Genomic DNA, 19,103 nt, shown 5'->3' with positions numbered 1-19,103 from the left:
TGGCTTGGCGGGAAGGAGCGTCGCGCTTGGTGGGAAAAGAGCGCGGATAACGCAGCGGTGAAGTACGTTTGTTGACGTTCACGTTAACGTTATCCGCGACAAAGCGCGCTAAAGATATACCGATAAAGTCTAAAAACGGCGCTGATTACACCCTTATTTTTCTACCACGTGTTCGCGGGCAATGGCGCGAAAACCGATATCGGTGCGGTAGTAGATATCATCCCATTGAATCAAGGCCGCTTGCTGGTAGGCACGCTGCTGGGCAGCACTGACGCTGTCGCCCAATGCCGTGACGCACAGTACGCGGCCACCGGCGGTCAGCGCTTGCGCGGGCTGCTCAGGATTGCTGCGGGTTCCGGCGTGGAATACTTTGCTGTCATTGCCTGCGTTGGCGGCGGCTTGCTCGAGGCCGTGAATGACATCACCGCTGCGATAATCGCCGGGATAACCGCCGGCAGCCAGCACTACGCCGAGCGCTGGACGTGGATCCCACTCTGATCGGCACTGATCTAAGCGACCTGCGACAGCGGCTTGGCACAGTTCGATCAGATCGGATCGTAGGCGCAGCATGATCGGTTGGGTTTCCGGATCGCCAAAGCGGCAGTTGTACTCGATCACTTTCGGGGTGCCGTCAGCCATGATCATCAAGCCGGCGTACAAAAAGCCGGTGTAGACGTTGCCTTCTGCGGCCATGCCACGCACGGTTGGCCAGATCACTTCATCCATGACGCGCTGGTGGATCTCTGCGGTGACCACTGGCGCGGGTGAGTAAGCGCCCATGCCGCCGGTGTTCGGGCCGCTGTCTTGGTTGCCGACACGTTTGTGATCTTGGCTGGTGGCCATTGGCAAGACGTGCTCACCATCGACCATCACGATAAAGCTGGCTTCTTCGCCATCGAGGAACTCTTCCACCACGATGCGGTGCCCTGCATCACCAAAGGCATTGCCGGCCAGCATATCTTCGACCGCTGCTTCGGCTTCGGCCAAGGTCATGGCCACAATCACCCCTTTGCCTGCGGCCAGACCGTCGGCTTTGATCACGATCGGGGCACCTTTGGCACGAATGTAAGCCAGTGCTGGCTCGACTTCGGTGAAGTTTTGGTATTCAGCGGTGGGGATCTGGTGACGGGCGAGGAAATCTTTGGTGAACGCTTTAGAGCCTTCCAACTGAGCGGCGGCCTGAGTTGGGCCAAAAATGGGCAGGCCCAGCGCGCGGAAATGGTCGACCACACCCAGTACCAGTGGGACTTCAGGGCCGACAATGGTCAGTTCGATGCCTTCACGCAGAGCAAAGGCGCCGAGGGCGTGCAGATCGGTAACGGCGATATCCACATTGCTGACTCCCGCTTCGGTGGCGGTGCCGGCATTGCCGGGGGCGACATAAACGTGCGAGACCTGTGGGGATTGTACGGCTTTCCATGCCAGGGCATGTTCACGACCGCCACTGCCGATAATCAGGACTTTCATGCATGACTCCAGAGATTGAATGTTTCGGTGCGCGGCACCGGTCGGCCAAAAATGGACCGGCGGGACAAGCCCGCCGGTTTTGCTGTATCAGTGACGGAAGTGGCGCATGTGGGTAAACAGCATGCTCATGCCATGTTCGTTGGCGGCTTGGATCACTTCTTCATCACGAATCGAGCCACCCGGCTGGATCACGCAGGTTACGCCAGCGGCTGCGGCGGCATCGATACCGTCACGGAACGGGAAGAAGGCATCGGAGGCCATGACGCAGCCTTTGACTTCCAGCCCTTCGTCCGCGGCTTTGATGCCCGCAATTTTGGCCGAGTAGACGCGGCTCATTTGACCGGCTCCGACGCCGATGGTCATGTTGCCTTTGGCATACACGATGGCGTTGGATTTGACGTATTTGGCCACTTTCCAGCAGAACAGTGCATCGCGCAGTTCGTCTTCGCTTGGCTGGCGGGTGGTGACCACGGTCAGATCGGCGGCGCTGATCATGCTTTGGTCACGGTCTTGCACCAACAAGCCGCCGTTAACACGTTTGAAGTCTAGGCTGTGGGTTTTCGCACTCCATTCACCGCAAGCCAGTACGCGAATATTGGCCTTGGTGGAGAGGATGGCGGCGGCGCGTACAGTGATGGTCGGCGCGATGATCACTTCGACAAACTGGCGCTCGATAATGGCCTGCGCGGTATCGGCATCCAGCTCACGGTTAAAGGCAATGATGCCACCAAAGGCGGAAGTTGGGTCAGTACGAAATGCGCGATCGTAAGCTTCAAGGATATTGGCACCCAGTGCCACGCCGCACGGGTTGGCGTGCTTGACGATGACGCAAGCCGGCTCACTGAACTCTTTGACGCACTCTAGCGCGGCATCGGTATCGGCGATGTTGTTGTAAGACAGTTCCTTGCCTTGTAGCTGTTCGGCGGTGGCGACACTGGCTTCGTGCAGCTCACTTTCAACATAAAACGCGGCCGCTTGATGGCTGTTTTCGCCGTAACGCATATCCTGCTTTTTAACAAAGTTCAGGTTCAAGGTACGAGGGAAGCGGCCAGCAGGCTCGCGATGCTCGGCGTGATAGGCCGGAACCAAAGTACCGAAGTGGTTGGCGATCATGCTGTCGTAAGCGGCGGTATGCTCGAAGGCAGCGATGGCCAGATCAAAACGGGTGGCATGGCTTAAGGAACCTTGATGCGCATCCATCTCGGTCAGTACGCGGTCGTAATCGGCCGCATTGACGATGATGGTTACATCGCGGTGGTTTTTTGCCGCCGAACGCACCATGGTTGGACCGCCGATATCGATATTTTCCACCGCCTGCTCCAGTGTGCAGTCAGGGCGCGCGATAGTGGCGGCAAACGGGTACAGGTTGACGACTACCATGTCGATCGGGGCGATTTCATGCTGCTGCATGATGGCGTCGTCTTGGCCGCGACGACCGAGAATGCCGCCGTGAATTTTCGGGTGCAGGGTTTTAACGCGTCCGTCCATCATCTCCGGGAAACCGGTGTAATCGGAGACTTCGGTGACCGGCAGTCCGGCTTCGCTGAGTAGGCGCGCGGTGCCGCCGGTGGAGAGCAGTTCGACGTGGCGTGCGGCCAGCGCACGGGCGAATTCGACAATGCCGGTTTTATCAGACACGCTGAGCAGCGCTCGGCGTACAGGACGGTACTGTTCCATTGTAGATCACATCCCCTTGCAGTGAGCAGAAAGTAGTTTGCGCAAGCCTTGAGTGTGGCTTGCGCAAACAACCTGTCGTTCATGACCCTGCGCCGTTGTGCGCGGCCATTCTATACGAAAACGTTTGCGTCAGGGGAGCGTTTTTTTGTCGGCGGTTATATTGGGTGGTGATCTTCAAGGAGTTAGGTGTATGGCTGGTGGGGTGGTGTGGGTGAGCGAGCTGACAGGGTGATGAAAAGAACAATGAGGAGAAAGGAGAGGCGCTAAAGACCGGCCGCCGTGGCAGCCGGTGAGGAAATGGTGAGCGATACTCAGTGCGCGGTCGCTTTAGTGGGTCAGCGGTAAGAAGAAATCGCGCAACCCAACCAGCAGGTTGTTGACGGCCACCGCTGCCAAAATCAGACCCATCACGCGGCTGATCACCGAGGCACCGGTGCGCCCAATCACTTTCTGAATGCGCGAGGCACTGCGCAGCAGCAAGTACGTGATCAGCAATACCCCCAACATAACCAAGGCGGTGAGGGCTTGATCGATCAACGAGTAACGATGGTTATCGGTCAGCATGACCACTGCCATCATGGCACCCGGCGAGGCAATCGACGGTACGGCAATCGGGAAGACAGCTAAATCACTGATGTCATAATCCATCTGCATCTCTTGCTCGGGTTTACTCTCACCAAAAATCATGGTCAGAGCAAACAGCAGCAGCACCAATCCTCCGGCGGTTTGGAAGGCGCTAAGCGGGATCTGCATTGCTTCCAAGAGCAACTGGCCGGCAACCAGAAAAAACAGCAAGATTCCGGTTGAGACCAAGATGGCTTTGCTGGCCACACGGCGGCGATCCAATGCCGAGAGTGAGGCGGTTTTTGAGAGATAAACGGGGATCGAGCCGATCGGATCGATGACTGCCCACAGTACAACAAACTGAACGATCAATGATTCAAACATGCACACTTCCTGGTTAAACGGGGCGTGGGCATTATAACCCCGTTTGGCTTTTCAGCTCACTTTGTTGCAGCAGGATCACCGCTTGGGTGCGATTTTTTACCCCCAGCTTGCGAAAGATAGCGGTCATGTGCGCTTTGACCGTGGCTTCCGACACATTGAGGTCATAGGCGATCTGTTTGTTCAGTAAGCCGGCACTGAGCATTTCCAGCACTCGCTGTTGCTGAGCGGTCAAACTGCTGAGGCGCTCTTGTAGGATGCGCGCCTGTGGGTCGGGTTGCGGGGCTAAGGTATCCAGATCGGCAGGGAAGATGGTATCGCCGGCCAGCGCTTGCCCAATGGCATCAATCAGGACACTCAGTTGAGCGGATTTAGGAATAAAGCCCAGCGCACCGTGCTGGCGGACTTGCTGGATAATGGCCGGATCGTCGCTGGCGGAGATCACCACTATCGGCAGTAAGGGGTAACGCTGACGGAGGGTTTGCAGGCCGGAAAATCCGTTGGCGCCGGGCATTTTTAAGTCCAGCAGCAACAAGTCTGGATCGGGGTGCAGTTCGAGCAGTTGCAGCAAGCTGTCGAGCGAGTCGGCTTCGAACAGCTCGGCGCTGCTGACGCTAAGCGCCAAGGCCTGATGCAAGGCGGCACGAAACAACGGATGGTCGTCGGCGATCAGAAGGGTATAGGCGCTGTCCATAGCATTCCCTGTGAGAACATGTTTCCATTACGTTAATCACAGGGGATGCGATTGAGCAATCTATTGCGTGCCCATCTGTGCGGCACGCAACAAAATTATTGCAGTACCCGCTGCTGCAAATGCTGTAAGAACGGGCTGGCTGGCATAAAGCCGGTCACTCGGCTTTGCGGGATCTCGTGGCCTTGCGGATTAAAGAACAGCAGTGTCGGTAAACCCAGTACATTGAGCTCACGCAGCAAGGCCTGATCGGCGGCATTGTTAGCCGTTACATCGGCTTTGAGTAACACCATCTCAGAGAAGGCGTTTTGTACCTGGGCATCGCTAAAGGTGTATTTGGTGAACTCTTTACAGGCAACACACCAGTCGGCGTACAGATCCAACATCACCGGTTTACCGGCCGCTTGCTGCAACGCTTGTTGCAGCTCGGCCTGATTACGGATAGTGATAAAGTGCGGTGTGGATGTCAGCTCACGTGCAGCCGTGGCCGATTGTGGCGGGAAGACCCAATCTTGCAGCGGGCGTGCCAGCAAGATCATGCCAATCAGCGCCGCGATCCGCAGCACTAAAAAGCCGCGGCGGTGCGCTGGCAGGGTGCTGAACAGCCACCCTAACGCGCTCAGCGCCAGCAGGCTCCACAGGCGTAAAGTCCAAACCTCGGGCAGCAAGCGAGACAGGAGGAACACCGGCATCGCCAGCAGCAGGAAACCAAAACCGGTTTTGACTTGATTCATCCACGGACCGCTTTTCGGCAGCAGCCGGTTGCCAAATAAGGCGACGCCGACCAGTGGTAAGCCCATCCCGCAGGCCAGCAGATACAGCGTCAGCCCGCCGGTCAGCAGATCGCCGCTATCGGCCACATACAGCAGCGCACCCGATAACGGCGCGGTGGTGCAAGGCGAGCAGATCAGACCGGCAATCGCCCCCATCAAAAACACCCCCGGCAAGCTGCCGCCACGCTGCTGACCACTGAGTAAGCTCAGACGAGTTTGCAGCGCCGAAGGCAGTTGCAAACTGAACAGGCCAAACATGGATAGCGCCAGCAGGGTAAACAATACCGACAAGCCGATCAGTACGTAAGGGTGCTGTAGCGCGGCTTGAAATTGCAAACCGGCGGCGGCGACCACCAGTCCGAGCAAGGTGTAGGTGAGTGCCATTCCCTGCACATAGGCCAGCGATAACGCCAGCGCGCGGCCATGCGAGTGACGCTGACCGCCGCCCAAGACCACGCCGGAGAGCAGGGGGAACATCGGCAGTACGCAGGGGGTAAAGGCCAGCCCTAATCCCAGCACAAAGAACAGCAGGGGCGCCCAGCGGTTATCGGCCAGCCGTGATGCCAGTTGTTCTTGTTCTGGTGCGTTGTTATTCCGTGCGCCTGAGCTTGCCGTGCTCACGGCTTCGGCGTTGCTCTGGTTTGTAGCTGACGACGGCTTGTTGGCCGTGTCAGTCGTTGACGGTGCGGACTTCGCCGCTGTCGGTTCGGCAAGCGTGGCGCTTGGTGTGTTGGCGACAGTATTTGGGGTTGGCGCAACTAACGCATTTAATGGCACCACGCGCGTTTCTGGCGGGTAGCATAGCCCCGCGGCGGCGCAGCCCTGATAGGTTACGCTGACGCTTGGTTGCTGGCCGGTGGCTGCAATCGGGATGTTCAAGGTCAGCGGCGCGGTAAAGATGTGGGTTTCGCCAAAAAACTCATCACGATGAGCTTTACCGGGTGGCAGAGTGAAGTCACCTAACGTGGCATCGTTGGCGCTGACACTCAGCTGGTGGCGATACAGGTAATAGCCATCCTTGATTTGCCAGTGCAGCTCTAATTGGTTGCCTTGCTGGTGAAAATCAAAAGGGAATGCCTCATCCACCGGCACAAAACCCTGCGGATTGGCTTTGGGAAACAGATTCAGCGCCAGCGCACTGGTGCTGAGCAGCAGGAGGCTGATTAACGTAATGAGGCGCTGAGCCATGCCAGATACTCCTTGTCGCCATCCTCGACTGCTAACACCAAGATCTCTGGGGTTTGGTACGGATGCAGCTCACGCAGGCGCGCTTGCATGCCGGCCAGATGTTGGCGGTCGGTTTTCAAAATCAGTTGCACTTCCGCATCTTCATGGACTTCGCCCTGCCAGCGGTAGACCGACAGCATGCCAGGCAGCAGATTGGCGCAGGCCACCCATTGTTCGTTGACCAAGGTCCGCGCCAGCATCTGGGCGCAGGCCTGATCCGGAGCGGTGCACAGCACCAGACGGGCAGAAACCGCCGCAGTTACGGAATTCATCACATCAGGCTCTCACGTGGATAAAACATATACCGGCGTACTATACCTGAAATATACCGAAAACCGCTGTCCAATGTCGGCGAAGGCATGGTCTACCGGCGTGGTCGCGTGAGGCGGTTTCGTATTGCATGTGGTCAGTATGGTATTTGGAGGGAAGAGAAGATGATGAAGACTGCGAACCAGCGTATGGGCGCTAAAACAACAACAGGCACCGCATGGGTGCCTGTTGTCAGGTTTAACCTGTGGCGCTAAGTGCGATTACAGCACCATGCCACCGACCAGGAAACCGAACAGTACGGACAGACCGATACACAGCACACCCGGGATCATGAACGGGTGGTTGAATACCGCTTTACCGATACGAGTCGAACCAGTGTCATCCATTTCTACCGCCGCCAACAGGGTTGGGTAGGTTGGCAGAACGAACAGAGCAGAAACTGCCGCGAAAGAGGCGATAGCAGTAACTGGTGCTACGCCCAGCGCCAGCGCTGCAGGCAGCAGAGCTTTAGCCGTTGCCGCTTGGGAGTACAGCAGCATCGCAGCGAAGAACAGAACCACAGCCAGCATCCAAGGATATTGGTTCAGGATTGAGCTTGCGGTTTCCTTGATGCCGTCTAAGTGCGCAGCAACGAAGGTATCACCCAGCCAAGCCACACCCATCACACAGATACAGGCAGACATACCCGATTTGAAGGTCGCAGCGTTAACAATCTTACCTGAGTCAACTTTGCACAGTACGGTGATCGCGGTTGCTGCAGTCAGCATGAACGCAATGATCGCATCGTTACGTGGCATTACAGGGGTTTCAATCAGGCCCACAGTTGGGGAGATTGCCGTGGCGTAAGCCATTACCGCCAGAATAGCGACCAGGAAGATACCCACAGACAGCTTGGCACCTGGCAGCAGGGTCACTTCTTTAGTGCCACGCAGTTTGATTTGGCCTTTAGCCAGACGCTCTTGGTATACCGGGTCATCTTTCAGTTCACAACCTAAGAAGTTGGTCACGAAAGAGGTCAGGATCACCGCTGCCAGCGTCGTGGAGATACAGATCCCCAGAATTTGCAGGTAGCTCACACCCAGCGGCTCCATGATGCCAGAGAAGAACACCACGGCAGCGGATACTGGAGAGGCAGTGATTGCAATCTGGGAAGACACTACTGCGATAGACAGTGGACGAGACGGACGAATTCCCTGCTCTTTCGCCACTTCAGCAATGACCGGCAGAGTAGAGAACGCGGTGTGACCGGTACCGGCCAGCAGCGTCATGAAATAGGTTACCAGCGGTGCTAAAAAAGTGATTTGTTTTGGGTGCTTACGCAGCAGTTTTTCTGCTTCGCTCACCAGATAATCCATACCGCCAGCGATTTGCATTGCTGCGATGGCAGAAATTACCGCCATGATAATCAGGATAACATCCCAAGGAATATTACCCGGCTTCACGCCCATTAACGCGAGAACCAGAACACCTAGACCGCCTGCAAAGCCGATCCCGATGCCACCAATACGCGCACCAATAAAAATGCCGATGAGAACAACGGCTAACTCCATCCACATCATAGTGATATCTTCTCCAAAAGGTGTCGGACGACAAGAATCCTTTATTTGTAATAACGACACCAACTGAACTACAAAAAGCCGGCAGAAGCCGGCTTTATTGTACGTTCGAGCTGATTACGCCTCTTCTTCCGTGAAACGTTTTGCTTTGTACTGAGGGTTCATCAGGTTTTCAACGGACAGGATGTCGTCCAGTTGTTCCTCAGTCAGCAGACCGCGCTCCAGAACGACTTCACGTACGCCCTTGCCGGTTTCAGCACAAATTTTACCTACGATGTCACCGTTGTGGTGGCCAATGAACGGGTTCAGGTAAGTTACGATCCCGATAGAGTTGAACACGTAGGCAGCACATTTTTCTGGGTTAGCAGTAATGCCATCAACGCAGAAGTCACGCAGGTTCACGCACGCGTTCGCCATGATAGAGATGGACTCGAACATCGCTTGGCCAATTACTGGCTCCATTACGTTCAGCTGCAGCTGGCCGGCTTCGGCAGCGAAAGTGATAGCGGTGTCGTTACCGATCACTTTGAAGCAAACCTGGTTCACCACTTCTGGGATCACTGGGTTAACTTTAGCTGGCATGATGGAAGAACCGGCTTGCAGTTCTGGCAGGTTGATTTCTTTCAGACCAGCGCGTGGGCCGGAAGACAGCAGACGCAGGTCGTTACAGATCTTAGACAGCTTAACGGCAGTACGCTTGATAGCACCGTGAACCATGACGTAAGCGCCACAGTCAGAGGTGGCTTCGATCAGGTCTTCAGAGATCACGCATGGCAGACCAGTCACGTTAGACAGGTGGCCGATGATGGTTGAAGAGTAACCTTCTGGCGTGTTCACACCGGTACCGATCGCAGTCGCGCCCAGGTTCACTTCCAGCAGCAGCTCAGCAGTACGCTTCAGGTTGCGGATTTCTTCTTGCATCAGTACGGAGAACGCGTGGAATTCCTGACCCAGAGTCATTGGAACCGCGTCCTGCAGCTGGGTACGACCCATCTTCAGTACTTTTGCAAATTCGGTCGCTTTGTTATCGAAGCCCACTTTCAGGTATTCGATCTTCTCAATCAGCTGCATGATGCTGTTGTACACAGCGATACGGAAGCCGGTTGGGTAAGCGTCGTTGGTAGACTGGCTGGCGTTTACGTGGTCGCATGGGTTGATAACGTCGTAACGGCCTTTTTCCAGACCCATCAGTTCCAGCGCAACGTTAGCTACAACTTCGTTGGTGTTCATGTTTACGGAAGTACCGGCGCCGCCCTGATATACGTCAGTTGGGAACTGGTCCATGCACTTGCCAGTAGTCAGAATCAGATCACAGGCTTTAACAATCATGTCGCCGACATTCGCTGGGATTGCGCCCAGTTCTTTGTTGGCCAGCGCAGTGGCTTTCTTCACCATCACCATGCCGCGTACGAACTCTGGTACGTCAGAAATAGTGGTGTTGGAGATGTTAAAGTTCTCGATAGCGCGCAGAGTATGGATGCCGTAGTAAGCATCAGCAGGAACTTCGCGGGTACCCAGCAGGTCTTCTTCGATACGAATATTGTTAGCCATAATAGGTAAACCTTGAATGTACGGGTAATGAGTTTGTTAAAGTATAGTGTGTCGTTTTTATGCAAAACGGCAGGAAAAATTACCGTTCTTCCCTGAAAGTGTAGGTGATCTTATTGGAATGGCCGGGGGAAAAATTTACCTAGATCACTTTTTGTTGCATGTTACCTAAATAGAGTTAATAAATGTGATCCCACTCACGTGTCATCGAGGGTGAAATCCCTCTACAGTGAGCGGCGGATTGAAATTACGGTCAATCGCCCCCATCTTACTATTTAACGCTATTACGCATCGAGGAGCACATAGTGCGTCTTTTCTTTCTGCTGTTGCTGTTATTTCTGCCGTTTATTGAGATAACGATATTTATTCAGGTCGCTGATCAGATTGGCGGCTGGACAACGCTGGCACTGGCTTTGCTGGCATCGATGGTGGGGGTATCGCTGATCCGCAGTAAAGGGGTCAAGACGCTGATGCTTATCCAGCAAAAACTGGCGCAGGGTGAAATGCCGGCCCAAGAAGTGGTGCAGGCCGGTATGCTGGTTATCGCCGGTATTTTGCTGATTATCCCCGGCTTTTTAACCGATTTTGTGGCGTTGATTCTGCTGCTGCCGTGGGTACAAAAGGCGCTGGCGCATTGGGTGCTGCCGCGCATGCAAATTATTGGCACCGGCAGTGCAGGCTTTGGCACGTTTGGTGGTGAGGATAACCGCAGCGGTCATCGCACCTTTGATGGTGAGTTTGAGCGTAAAGACCCGCCGACTCATCAGGGCGATAACAGCCAGCAAGGGCCAGATGACCACGATCAGCCGCCACGCCTACATTAATCATGAATGTAGGCATGTCTGTCGGCATCGTGATGCGGCCTTCATCGCTATGTGCATGAAGGCGTAAGCTGGGCATGTAACGCTGTAAAGCTCTCAGGGATGAATGTGATCGCTTTCGCCATTCATCCCTTTTTTATGCCGGAATAAAAATTTTTTTGTTTGCCCCCTTGAAGCCGGCGCGGGTGTCCCCCATTTCAATTACCACAAGCGCGGCAGGCGTTAGGCCGGTCGCCACCTTTGAAACTACATATGAAACTACACAGCCGGTATGGAATTCCGGGTGTTAAATTTGTTATCTGGAGAGTAGAAACGATGAACATTCGTCCACTGCATGACCGTGTAATCATTAAGCGCAAAGAAGTTGAATCCAAGTCTGCTGGCGGCATCGTATTGACCGGATCAGCAGCGGGTAAGTCTACCCGGGGTGAAGTGTTGGCTGTCGGTAACGGCCGCATTCTGGACAACGGCGAAGTGAAGCCGTTGGACGTAAAAGTAGGTGACATCGTTATTTTCAACGATGGCTACGGCGTGAAGAGCGAGAAAATTGACGGCGAAGAAGTGCTGATCATGTCCGAAAGCGACATCCTGGCGATCGTTCAGGCCTGATAATCGCTCACTGCTTTTAACCCTTAACACAATTTTTGAAGGAAGAATCTGTCATGGCTGCAAAAGACGTGAAGTTTGGCAATGATGCACGCGTAAAAATGCTGCGTGGTGTAAACGTACTGGCTGACGCGGTAAAAGTAACACTGGGCCCGAAAGGCCGTAACGTGGTACTGGATAAATCTTTCGGTGCGCCAACTATCACTAAAGACGGTGTATCTGTAGCACGTGAAATCGAACTGGAAGACAAGTTCGAGAACATGGGGGCGCAGATGGTGAAGGAAGTTGCCTCTAAAGCGAACGACGCTGCCGGTGACGGTACTACCACTGCCACCGTACTGGCGCAGGCTATCGTGAACGAAGGTCTGAAAGCGGTTGCTGCGGGTATGAACCCAATGGATCTGAAGCGCGGTATCGACAAAGCGGTGATTGCTGCGGTTGAAGAGCTGAAAGCGCTGTCTGTTCCTTGTGCTGATACCAAAGCTATCGCTCAGGTAGGTACCATCTCTGCTAACTCTGATGAGACTGTGGGCACCCTGATTGCTGAAGCTATGGAGCGCGTAGGTAAAGAAGGCGTGATCACTGTAGAAGACGGCACCGGCCTGCAAGACGAGCTGGATGTGGTAGAAGGTATGCAGTTCGACCGCGGTTACCTGTCTCCATACTTCATCAACAAGCCAGAAACTGGCTCTGCTGAGCTGGATAACCCATTCATCCTGCTGGTAGATAAGAAGATCTCCAACATCCGTGAACTGCTGCCAGTTCTGGAAGCGGTGGCCAAGTCTGGTAAGCCACTGATGATCATCGCGGAAGATGTCGAAGGTGAAGCGCTGGCAACGCTGGTAGTGAACACCATGCGCGGTATCGTGAAAGTGGCTGCTGTTAAAGCGCCAGGTTTCGGTGACCGTCGTAAAGCAATGCTGCAAGATATCGCGACCCTGACCAACGGTACCGTGATCTCTGAAGAGATCGGTATGGAGCTGGAAAAAGCGACTCTGGAAGACCTGGGCCAAGCTAAGCGCGTTGTTATCACCAAAGACAACACCACCATCATCGATGGCGTGGGTGATGAAGCCGCTATCCAAGGCCGCGTAGCGCAGATTCGTCAGCAAATCGAAGAAGCCACTTCTGACTACGACCGTGAAAAACTGCAAGAGCGCGTAGCGAAACTGGCTGGCGGTGTTGCTGTGATCAAAGTCGGTGCTGCTACCGAAGTGGAAATGAAAGAGAAGAAAGCGCGCGTAGAAGATGCCCTGCACGCAACCCGTGCTGCGGTAGAAGAAGGCGTGGTTGCTGGTGGCGGTGTTGCTCTGGTGCGTGTTGCTAGCAAGCTGGTTGGCCTGACTGGTCAAAACGAAGAGCAAAACGTGGGTATCCGCGTAGCTCTGCGTGCGATGGAAGCGCCTCTGCGTCAGATCGTGATTAACGCGGGTGAAGAAGGCTCTGTGGTTGCGAACAACGTGAAAGCGGGCGAAGGTAACTACGGTTACAACGCGGCGACCGAAGAGTACGGCGACATGCTGGAAATGGGTATCCTGGATCCAACCAAGGTAACCCGTTCTGCACTGCAGTACGCAGCTTCCGTAGCCGGTCTGATGATCACTACCGAGTGCATGGTTACTGACATGCCGAAGGAAGAGAAAGCTGACATGGGCGCCGGTATGGGCGGCATGGGCGGTATGGGCGGCATGGGCATGATGTAATGCCTATACCTGACCTGTTCAGTGTATAAAAAAGAAAAACCCACCGTTAGGTGGGTTTTTTTATGGCGCTTATTTTTATGGAGCCCATTATTTATGGTGCTCTGTGATTTATGAAGCTCTGTGCGCAGTAATACGGCGTAAGAGTCATTACTGCGGTGCGCCGCGCTATCTGTTGCTATCACTGTTTATGGTTGTATCTGTCTGAGCTTATTATCGCCGGATCTTCGTCTATTTCTCGTGCATGTTTCGTATACAAGAAAGCACTTACGGGCGATGGAGCCAATACCGCGTTAACTCGCTTGCTGGATTCCCCGCAGCTGACAGCGCAGCTCGCTACGTAACAGCTCCAGCTTGTGCGCCAGTGTTGAAATGTGCACGTCAATCAGTGGGCTATCGGCCTGCATTTTCAGACCATCGAGCTCATACAATAACTCTTCCACATACGGACGAAAGCGCTGGCTACGGCTGTGAAAGCCTTGCGGCAGACTGAATAGGGCGCGGCGTGGGCTACGCTGCTGGCGAGGTTGGCGCAAAATAAAATCGTCTACCGTAGTGGCTTGATTCAGGGTTTGCCATAGATGGTGCTGGATCTGATGCAGAATTTGTTCGGGGTTGTTCAACATGCGCTACGTCCTTGTGTAGGTTCGGCCTGCTCTGGCAGGCACTGCTGATGCTCGGTATCACGGTGTATGACAGACGATGCACTGTGGAATCCAGGGTGGGTATCTACGCTGGCATCGGCTATCGCTGGCAGGGAGAAATCCGTCCGCCCTGAAAAGTGCCGTTAGCATGATGAGCGCATTGGGCTCACGGCTATTGGCGGCGTTCTTCGTGAACACCTTTCTTTGAGGCTAGTCGATCTTTGGCGTCGACGCTGTGATTTTGTGCGAGTTACCTCTGGTTTTATGCGGTTTTGTGGCAGCGATTGCGCTTTTTGCTGGAAGCTGGCGTATTGTCAGACCAAGCAAATTCACGCCGACAGGATGGGAAGGTGGGGTCGGTTATAATAAAATCAGACGTCTGTAGAGCTTGAATCTGGCCACCGGCCAGAGTGAACGCGTGAGGATAACCATGAAACCACGTATGATCTGGCTAGTTGTACCGTTACTGCTGGCATTTTTGACCTCCGGTTGTGAGACCACCAAAGGGTTTGGTCGTGATGTGCAAAAATTAGGTAGCTCTATTCAGCGCGCTGTCGATTAAGGCCGTTAATTGTTGAAGTACACCGTTAAAAAAGGAATGTTATGCCGCCGCTGGTAACAACCATAGGCCTGTTGTGTCTGAGCAATATCTTTATGACCTTTGCTTGGTATGGCCACCTGAAAAACTTCGCCCATAAACCTTGGTTGTTTGCTGCACTGATTAGTTGGGGCATTGCCTTGTTTGAATATTTGCTGCAAGTGCCGGCTAATCGCATTGGTTATACCGTCGCATCGCCTGGGCAGCTTAAAATCATCCAAGAGGTGATTTCGCTGTCGGTATTTGTGCCGTTCTCGTTGTACTACCTGAAAGAGCCGTTTCGGATGGACTTTGTCTGGGCCGGTTTATGTCTGCTGGGGGCGGTGTTCTTCATGTTTCGCGATAAGATTATGGGCTAACCGGACACGGGTTTTGCGGCGTGGTTTTTATCTAGTCAGAACAAAAAATCACCGGTATGCTGCCGACTGCAGGCTTGGGATTAGCCGAGCCATTTTGACAGGGAGAGTAACAACATGCTGGAAGTGAACGACTATTTTGCTGGGCAGGTTAAATCCATCGGTTTTCAAGATGGTGAGCGTCGGGCTACCGTTGGTGTGATGGCACCGGGCGAGTACCGCTTTAATACCGGCGCGCCGGAAGTGATGGTGGTGCTGCGTGGCGCGCTGACGGTGCGTCTGCCGGGTAGCGATGTGTGGCAGACCTTTGCGGCCGGCAGTGAGTTTCATGTCCCTGGTGACAGCGCCTTTGATCTGCAAGTGGCGCAAGATACTGCCTATTTGTGCCAGTTTGGTGGCTAAGCTGAGCTGAGCAATGCAACAAGTCATGAGCGAGTCACTAGTCATCTGATAAGCCGCGCCAATGAGCGTGGCATACGTCTAGATACACACGCCGAGATACAGACCGATTCGCATAAACGATAGTGGCTCGATTGCATAGCCCCGCATACGCGGGGCTATAATTTTTGCAGCGTCTGTAGCAATTTACGGTCTAGTCGCGCTTAGGCATCCAGATGCAAGCGGCGGCGCACCCAATTGGCAATCGCCACCTCATGCTGCTGCCATTTGACGCCAAGGCCAATCACCAACAGCCCTGCCGCGCACAGAATAAACGGGAACAGCGTGCTGTCTGCAAACAGTGACCATGCCAGATAGCCAAAATAGGCAAACACACCCAGCGTGCCATACAGGGTAAATACCCGTCGATTCAACAGCGGCCCCAGCAGCATCAGGCCTAAATTCAGCAAGCAGTAAATAAAGCGCCCCAGCTCGCTGTGACTGTCGAGCAAGGTCAGGCTAGTCCAACTGATGGTCAGCGCACTGACATACCACCAGTGAGCATAATCGGGCTGACGCCGATAGCGATGATCCAGCCAGCCGGCGATCCCCAACATACCCACGCCAATCAGCAGTGACAGCAGACACTGACGACGCCAGCCGCTATGCCACCAACTCAACAGATCGAGCGCGTTATGCAGCAGCGTGACCCACAGCAGTAAACTCAGTGGCAGCATCAACAGTGGCGCGCGGTAGCGCCACACCATCGCAAGGCCGGCCAGCAAACCGAGCACCTCCAACGATAACCAACGCTGATCGGCCATGCCCGGATAATCGAGATAAAACAGCGGTAGACGGGTGTGCGGATCATCCCACCATCCCCAATGCATTTGTAATCCGAGTAAAATCAGCGGCGCGGTCAGCATCACGACCGTAGCGCATAAGGCCGCTGGCAATGGGTAGCGACGCCGGTGCAGCACTTCAGCTAACAGTAACGCAATCAGCAGTAAAGCGGCGGACAACGCGCTGTAGGTCAGTGGGCCAAAGCGTGACCAACTTTGCTGCATAAAGACGGTCATCGCGCCAATCGCCAGCAAGCCGCCTAAGGTGTACAGCACCTGCGCGATAGTAAAACGCGGGCTCGGCGTCGGTGCTTGTTGGCAGACAAACTGCCATAGCGCCGCGGCTTGTCCGGGTTGCAGGATCTGTTGCTGCTCGGCCGCGCTCAGCAGTTGCGGCGTGAGCGGACGTGGCCGTTCGTCTTGTTCAGGCGTGGTCACGGGAGTCGTGTGTGGCATCATCGTTCCTTGTGGTGAGAGCGGAATCGGTAAAATCTGCCCTGACGCATATTCTGCTGAGATTATAACCATTATAGTGACGGACTGGGTGCAGTGATTTGGCGCACTGAAAGTATCGGTCGCCCCGAGGTAAGGACACAACATGATCACGCAGGGAAGCCGCGATTACCGGCGCGCCACCGCCGCGCTGGCGTTATCCTCTTTTCTGGTCTTTTGTAATTTGTACGCACCACAACCGATGTTGCCGCTGCTGGCGGCGCAGTTCGGTGCCAGTGCTAGCGAGGTGAATGGCATCTTTGCTGGCGCGTCGCTCGGGTTAAGCCTGAGTTTGCTGCCGTGGGCGATCGCCGCCGATGCGCTCGGTCGGCGTCGCATCATGCTGTGTAGCTTAGGGCTGTCGTTAGGGACGGCGCTGGCGCTGCTGTTGGCGCAGAGTCTCAGCAGCTGGATTGTGCTGCGGGTGATTCAAGGCATTGGGCTGGCCGGTTTTCCTGCCGTGGCGGTGGCCTACATGGCCGAAGAGTTTGAGTCCAAAGCCTTTATGCGGGCGGTGGGCAGTTATGTGGCCGCCAATTCGGTGGGCGGAATTGCGGGGCGTTTGATTGGCGGAGGGATGTCACAGTGGTTTGGCATTGAAGCCACGGTGTGGACTCTGGCGCTACTCACCGCGGCTGGCGTGTCGCTGGTGGCCATGTTATTACCTAAACCGCAGCATTTTCGTGCACAAGCCTTACGGCCGCGCGCACTGTTTGGCACCTTGTTGCGCCACCTACGCAATCCTTATCTGTGGCCGGTGTTTTTAATCAGCATGCTGGCGTTTGGTATTTTCATCAATCTGTTTTCGGTACTGACTTTTCGCTTACACGGCGCGCCGTGGCATCTGCCAGCCAGTGCGTTGTCATTGCTGTTTTTATGCTATTTAAGCGGCACGGTGTCGGCCAGTTTAGCCGGCCATTGGAGCGTACGTTATTCAGTTCCGGCGGGGATGGCGCTGGGCGTAGGGTGTTTGCTGGGTGGCACATTGCTGACGTTGAGTTTGCAGCTGTGGGTGATCATTGCCGGACTGTTGATTAATAGTATCGGTTTTTTCCTGCTGCACTCATTAGCCAGCGCATGGGTCGGTAAGCATGCCGGTGAAGGGCGTGCGATGGCCAGCGCGCTGTATTTAATGTTCTACTATTTTGGCTCTGCCGCTGGCGGTTTTTATCTGCTGTACTGGTGGGGAAGCGGCAACTGGCCAGCAGTAGTGGCCGCAGCGGTGGCCGCCTTGTTACTGATCCCCGGCTTGCTTTATGCGCTGCGCCGGCGCAATCTACCTAGCGACCTCGACTCTTCGCGTCAGCATTGCTAGTTTCTTTCTCGTGCGGCCCAGAGTCGCACGTTGTCTATTCAGTCCCGGGACGACCCGGTATGACTGCCTTTCGTATGGGGACGACCCCGAAGAATGCCATGGAGGAGTGTAGGACTATGGCGTGGGTATACCTAGTGATTGCAGGTATCTTTGAAGTGTGTTGGGCGCTGGCCTTAAAAGCCAGCCATGGGTTTAGCCGTCCGTTGCCGACGGTGATTTTTGCCTTAACCATCAGTGGCAGCATGGTGTTGCTAGCGATGGCGATGCGTCAGTTACCGGCAGGCAGCGCTTATGCGGTGTGGACTGGTATCGGCGCGGTCGGAACGGCCATCATGGGCATCATTTTGTTTGGCGAGTCCGCCTCTTTGGTGCGGGTCGGCAGTTTGGTGCTGATTGTGTGCGGGATCTTGGGGCTGAAATTCAGTAGTTGAGTTGCGCGAATATCTTCGTTGACCGGTCCGGTGGTGGATTCCCCACTGCTGATGGCCACCATTTCTGAACTTTATTATTGATGTCGGTGAGTGCGCCGCGATGCCTGTTTTATCCTTGTCTGGCAAGGGATGACTGGCGCGCGGCGCTGTCGCTTGGTTTAGGATGCTGGTGTGCTTGCCGGTTCACTTTGTGGTCGCGGAGTGCGCTGGTCGGTAAAAATCAGGGCGTCGGTGGCAAAACCGGCCGCTTTGGCTTGCTGTAAGAGTGCGTCGAGCTCGGCGGCGGGCAGAGTTGGCGTGCGGGCCAAGATCCACAGGTATTCATGGTTCGGGCCGCTGATCAGCGCATAGCGGTAGTCGTCAGACAGCTTAAGGATATGGTAGCCGCCGTAAAACGGGCCGAAAAAGGAGACTTTCAGTGAGCCCGGCATATCGGGCGCCAGTGAATAGGCTTTGCCCTCGGCAACTTGCCAGCGCTGTTTCGCGGGATCAAACCCACGGTTGATGACGCGGATCCCGCCATCATCACGCGGCAGATAGTCGGCTGTGACGTGAGTCAGGCCGCGCTCGAACGAGTGGTCGAGGCGCGCAATTTCGTACCACGTACCTTGATAGCGCGTTAGATCCAGTTGTTGAATCGGCTTGGCACCGGGCGGAACTTGCGTACAAGCGGTTAACAGTGCGGTTAACCACAAGGTGGCGGCGGAGAGCAGGAAGCGAGGTGACAGCATTGGCCTATCCTTAGCAAAATGCCTAAGCAAGATGA

The 19,103-nt window shown here is 54.9% G+C and carries 19 protein-coding genes; 8 read left to right on the top strand and 11 right to left on the bottom strand.

The features are described from left to right. Positions 1 to 153: 153 nt before the first annotated feature. From purD to aspA, 8 genes are all read right to left on the bottom strand, one after another. Positions 154 to 1,467, bottom strand: coding sequence for a phosphoribosylamine--glycine ligase (gene purD, locus NCTC9997_RS13595; RefSeq protein ID WP_064978257.1), 1,314 nt, complete (start codon positions 1,465 to 1,467; stop codon positions 154 to 156). A gap of 87 nt (positions 1,468 to 1,554) precedes the next feature. Continuing rightward, the gene (gene purH / locus NCTC9997_RS13590; RefSeq protein WP_047709318.1) at positions 1,555 to 3,144 is read right to left on the bottom strand and encodes a bifunctional phosphoribosylaminoimidazolecarboxamide formyltransferase/IMP cyclohydrolase; all 1,590 of its coding nucleotides are present in this window, start codon (positions 3,142 to 3,144) and stop codon (positions 1,555 to 1,557) included. A gap of 327 nt (positions 3,145 to 3,471) precedes the next feature. Beyond that, positions 3,472 to 4,092: a MarC family protein gene (locus NCTC9997_RS13585; RefSeq protein ID WP_010864808.1), complete on the bottom strand. Its 621-nt coding sequence runs from the start codon at positions 4,090 to 4,092 to the stop codon at positions 3,472 to 3,474. Positions 4,093 to 4,123: 31 nt separating this feature from the next. Continuing rightward, entirely contained in the window at positions 4,124 to 4,783 is a 660-nt protein-coding gene (locus NCTC9997_RS13580) for a response regulator transcription factor (RefSeq protein ID WP_064978256.1), read from the bottom strand. Between the two features lie 95 nt (positions 4,784 to 4,878). After that, complete coding sequence (locus tag NCTC9997_RS13575) at positions 4,879 to 6,741, bottom strand: protein-disulfide reductase DsbD (RefSeq protein ID WP_064978255.1); 1,863 nt, start codon at positions 6,739 to 6,741, stop codon at positions 4,879 to 4,881. Beyond that, the gene (cutA, locus tag NCTC9997_RS13570; RefSeq protein ID WP_010864805.1) at positions 6,717 to 7,052 is read right to left on the bottom strand and encodes a divalent-cation tolerance protein CutA; all 336 of its coding nucleotides are present in this window, start codon (positions 7,050 to 7,052) and stop codon (positions 6,717 to 6,719) included. Before cutA ends, NCTC9997_RS13575 begins: the two co-directional genes overlap by 25 nt. 258 nt (positions 7,053 to 7,310) lie before the next feature. After that, on the bottom strand, positions 7,311 to 8,609 hold the full coding sequence (locus tag NCTC9997_RS13565; protein WP_010864804.1) for an anaerobic C4-dicarboxylate transporter: 1,299 nt from the start codon (positions 8,607 to 8,609) through the stop codon (positions 7,311 to 7,313). Between the two features lie 114 nt (positions 8,610 to 8,723). Beyond that, entirely contained in the window at positions 8,724 to 10,157 is a 1,434-nt protein-coding gene (gene aspA, locus NCTC9997_RS13560; RefSeq protein ID WP_010864803.1) for an aspartate ammonia-lyase, read from the bottom strand. A gap of 299 nt (positions 10,158 to 10,456) precedes the next feature. Between aspA and NCTC9997_RS13555 the strand changes: the two genes are divergently transcribed. From NCTC9997_RS13555 to groL, 3 genes are all read left to right on the top strand, one after another. After that, on the top strand, positions 10,457 to 10,978 hold the full coding sequence (locus NCTC9997_RS13555; protein WP_370635670.1) for an FxsA family protein: 522 nt from the start codon (positions 10,457 to 10,459) through the stop codon (positions 10,976 to 10,978). 312 nt (positions 10,979 to 11,290) lie between these two features. Beyond that, positions 11,291 to 11,584, top strand: a complete 294-nt coding sequence (locus NCTC9997_RS13550) for a co-chaperone GroES (protein WP_010864801.1) — start codon at positions 11,291 to 11,293, stop codon at positions 11,582 to 11,584. A 53-nt stretch (positions 11,585 to 11,637) separates the two neighbouring features. Further along, positions 11,638 to 13,284, top strand: a complete 1,647-nt coding sequence (gene groL, locus NCTC9997_RS13545; protein WP_010864800.1) for a chaperonin GroEL — start codon at positions 11,638 to 11,640, stop codon at positions 13,282 to 13,284. Between the two features lie 290 nt (positions 13,285 to 13,574). On the opposite strand, the gene NCTC9997_RS13540 is transcribed toward groL, so the two are convergent. After that, on the bottom strand, positions 13,575 to 13,907 hold the full coding sequence (locus NCTC9997_RS13540; RefSeq protein ID WP_039046340.1) for a hypothetical protein: 333 nt from the start codon (positions 13,905 to 13,907) through the stop codon (positions 13,575 to 13,577). 448 nt (positions 13,908 to 14,355) lie between these two features. On the opposite strand from NCTC9997_RS13540, the gene NCTC9997_RS13535 reads away from it, so the two are divergent. The 3 genes from NCTC9997_RS13535 to ppnP all read left to right on the top strand — a co-directional run bounded on the left by NCTC9997_RS13535 (position 14,356) and on the right by ppnP (position 15,281). Next, on the top strand, positions 14,356 to 14,487 hold the full coding sequence (locus NCTC9997_RS13535; protein ID WP_064978253.1) for an entericidin A/B family lipoprotein: 132 nt from the start codon (positions 14,356 to 14,358) through the stop codon (positions 14,485 to 14,487). Between the two features lie 41 nt (positions 14,488 to 14,528). Then, positions 14,529 to 14,882 (top strand): DMT family protein, encoded by a 354-nt coding sequence (locus NCTC9997_RS13530; RefSeq protein ID WP_010864797.1) that lies wholly within the window; start codon positions 14,529 to 14,531, stop codon positions 14,880 to 14,882. A 114-nt stretch (positions 14,883 to 14,996) separates the two neighbouring features. Beyond that, a complete protein-coding gene (gene ppnP, locus NCTC9997_RS13525; RefSeq protein WP_010864796.1) occupies positions 14,997 to 15,281 on the top strand; it encodes a pyrimidine/purine nucleoside phosphorylase in 285 nt (94 codons plus the stop codon). A 200-nt stretch (positions 15,282 to 15,481) separates the two neighbouring features. On the opposite strand, the gene NCTC9997_RS13520 is transcribed toward ppnP, so the two are convergent. Continuing rightward, the gene (locus tag NCTC9997_RS13520; RefSeq protein WP_082935566.1) at positions 15,482 to 16,555 is read right to left on the bottom strand and encodes a DUF2157 domain-containing protein; all 1,074 of its coding nucleotides are present in this window, start codon (positions 16,553 to 16,555) and stop codon (positions 15,482 to 15,484) included. A 142-nt stretch (positions 16,556 to 16,697) separates the two neighbouring features. On the opposite strand from NCTC9997_RS13520, the gene NCTC9997_RS13515 reads away from it, so the two are divergent. Next, the gene (locus NCTC9997_RS13515; RefSeq protein ID WP_064978252.1) at positions 16,698 to 17,906 is read left to right on the top strand and encodes an MFS transporter; all 1,209 of its coding nucleotides are present in this window, start codon (positions 16,698 to 16,700) and stop codon (positions 17,904 to 17,906) included. A 116-nt stretch (positions 17,907 to 18,022) separates the two neighbouring features. Further along, a complete protein-coding gene (gene sugE, locus NCTC9997_RS13510; RefSeq protein WP_010864792.1) occupies positions 18,023 to 18,337 on the top strand; it encodes a quaternary ammonium compound efflux SMR transporter SugE in 315 nt (104 codons plus the stop codon). A gap of 158 nt (positions 18,338 to 18,495) precedes the next feature. Here sugE and NCTC9997_RS13505 read toward each other — a convergent pair whose 3' ends face one another. Further along, entirely contained in the window at positions 18,496 to 19,068 is a 573-nt protein-coding gene (locus tag NCTC9997_RS13505) for a lipocalin family protein (RefSeq protein WP_064978251.1), read from the bottom strand. Between the last annotated feature and the right edge of the window lie 35 nt (positions 19,069 to 19,103).

The sequence above is a fragment of the Plesiomonas shigelloides genome, from assembly GCF_900087055.1.
Taxonomy (GTDB): domain Bacteria; phylum Pseudomonadota; class Gammaproteobacteria; order Enterobacterales; family CAMTGL01; genus Plesiomonas; species Plesiomonas shigelloides.
Note: the sequence above shows the minus strand (reverse complement) of the source record. Positions and strands in the feature narration are given on the sequence as shown.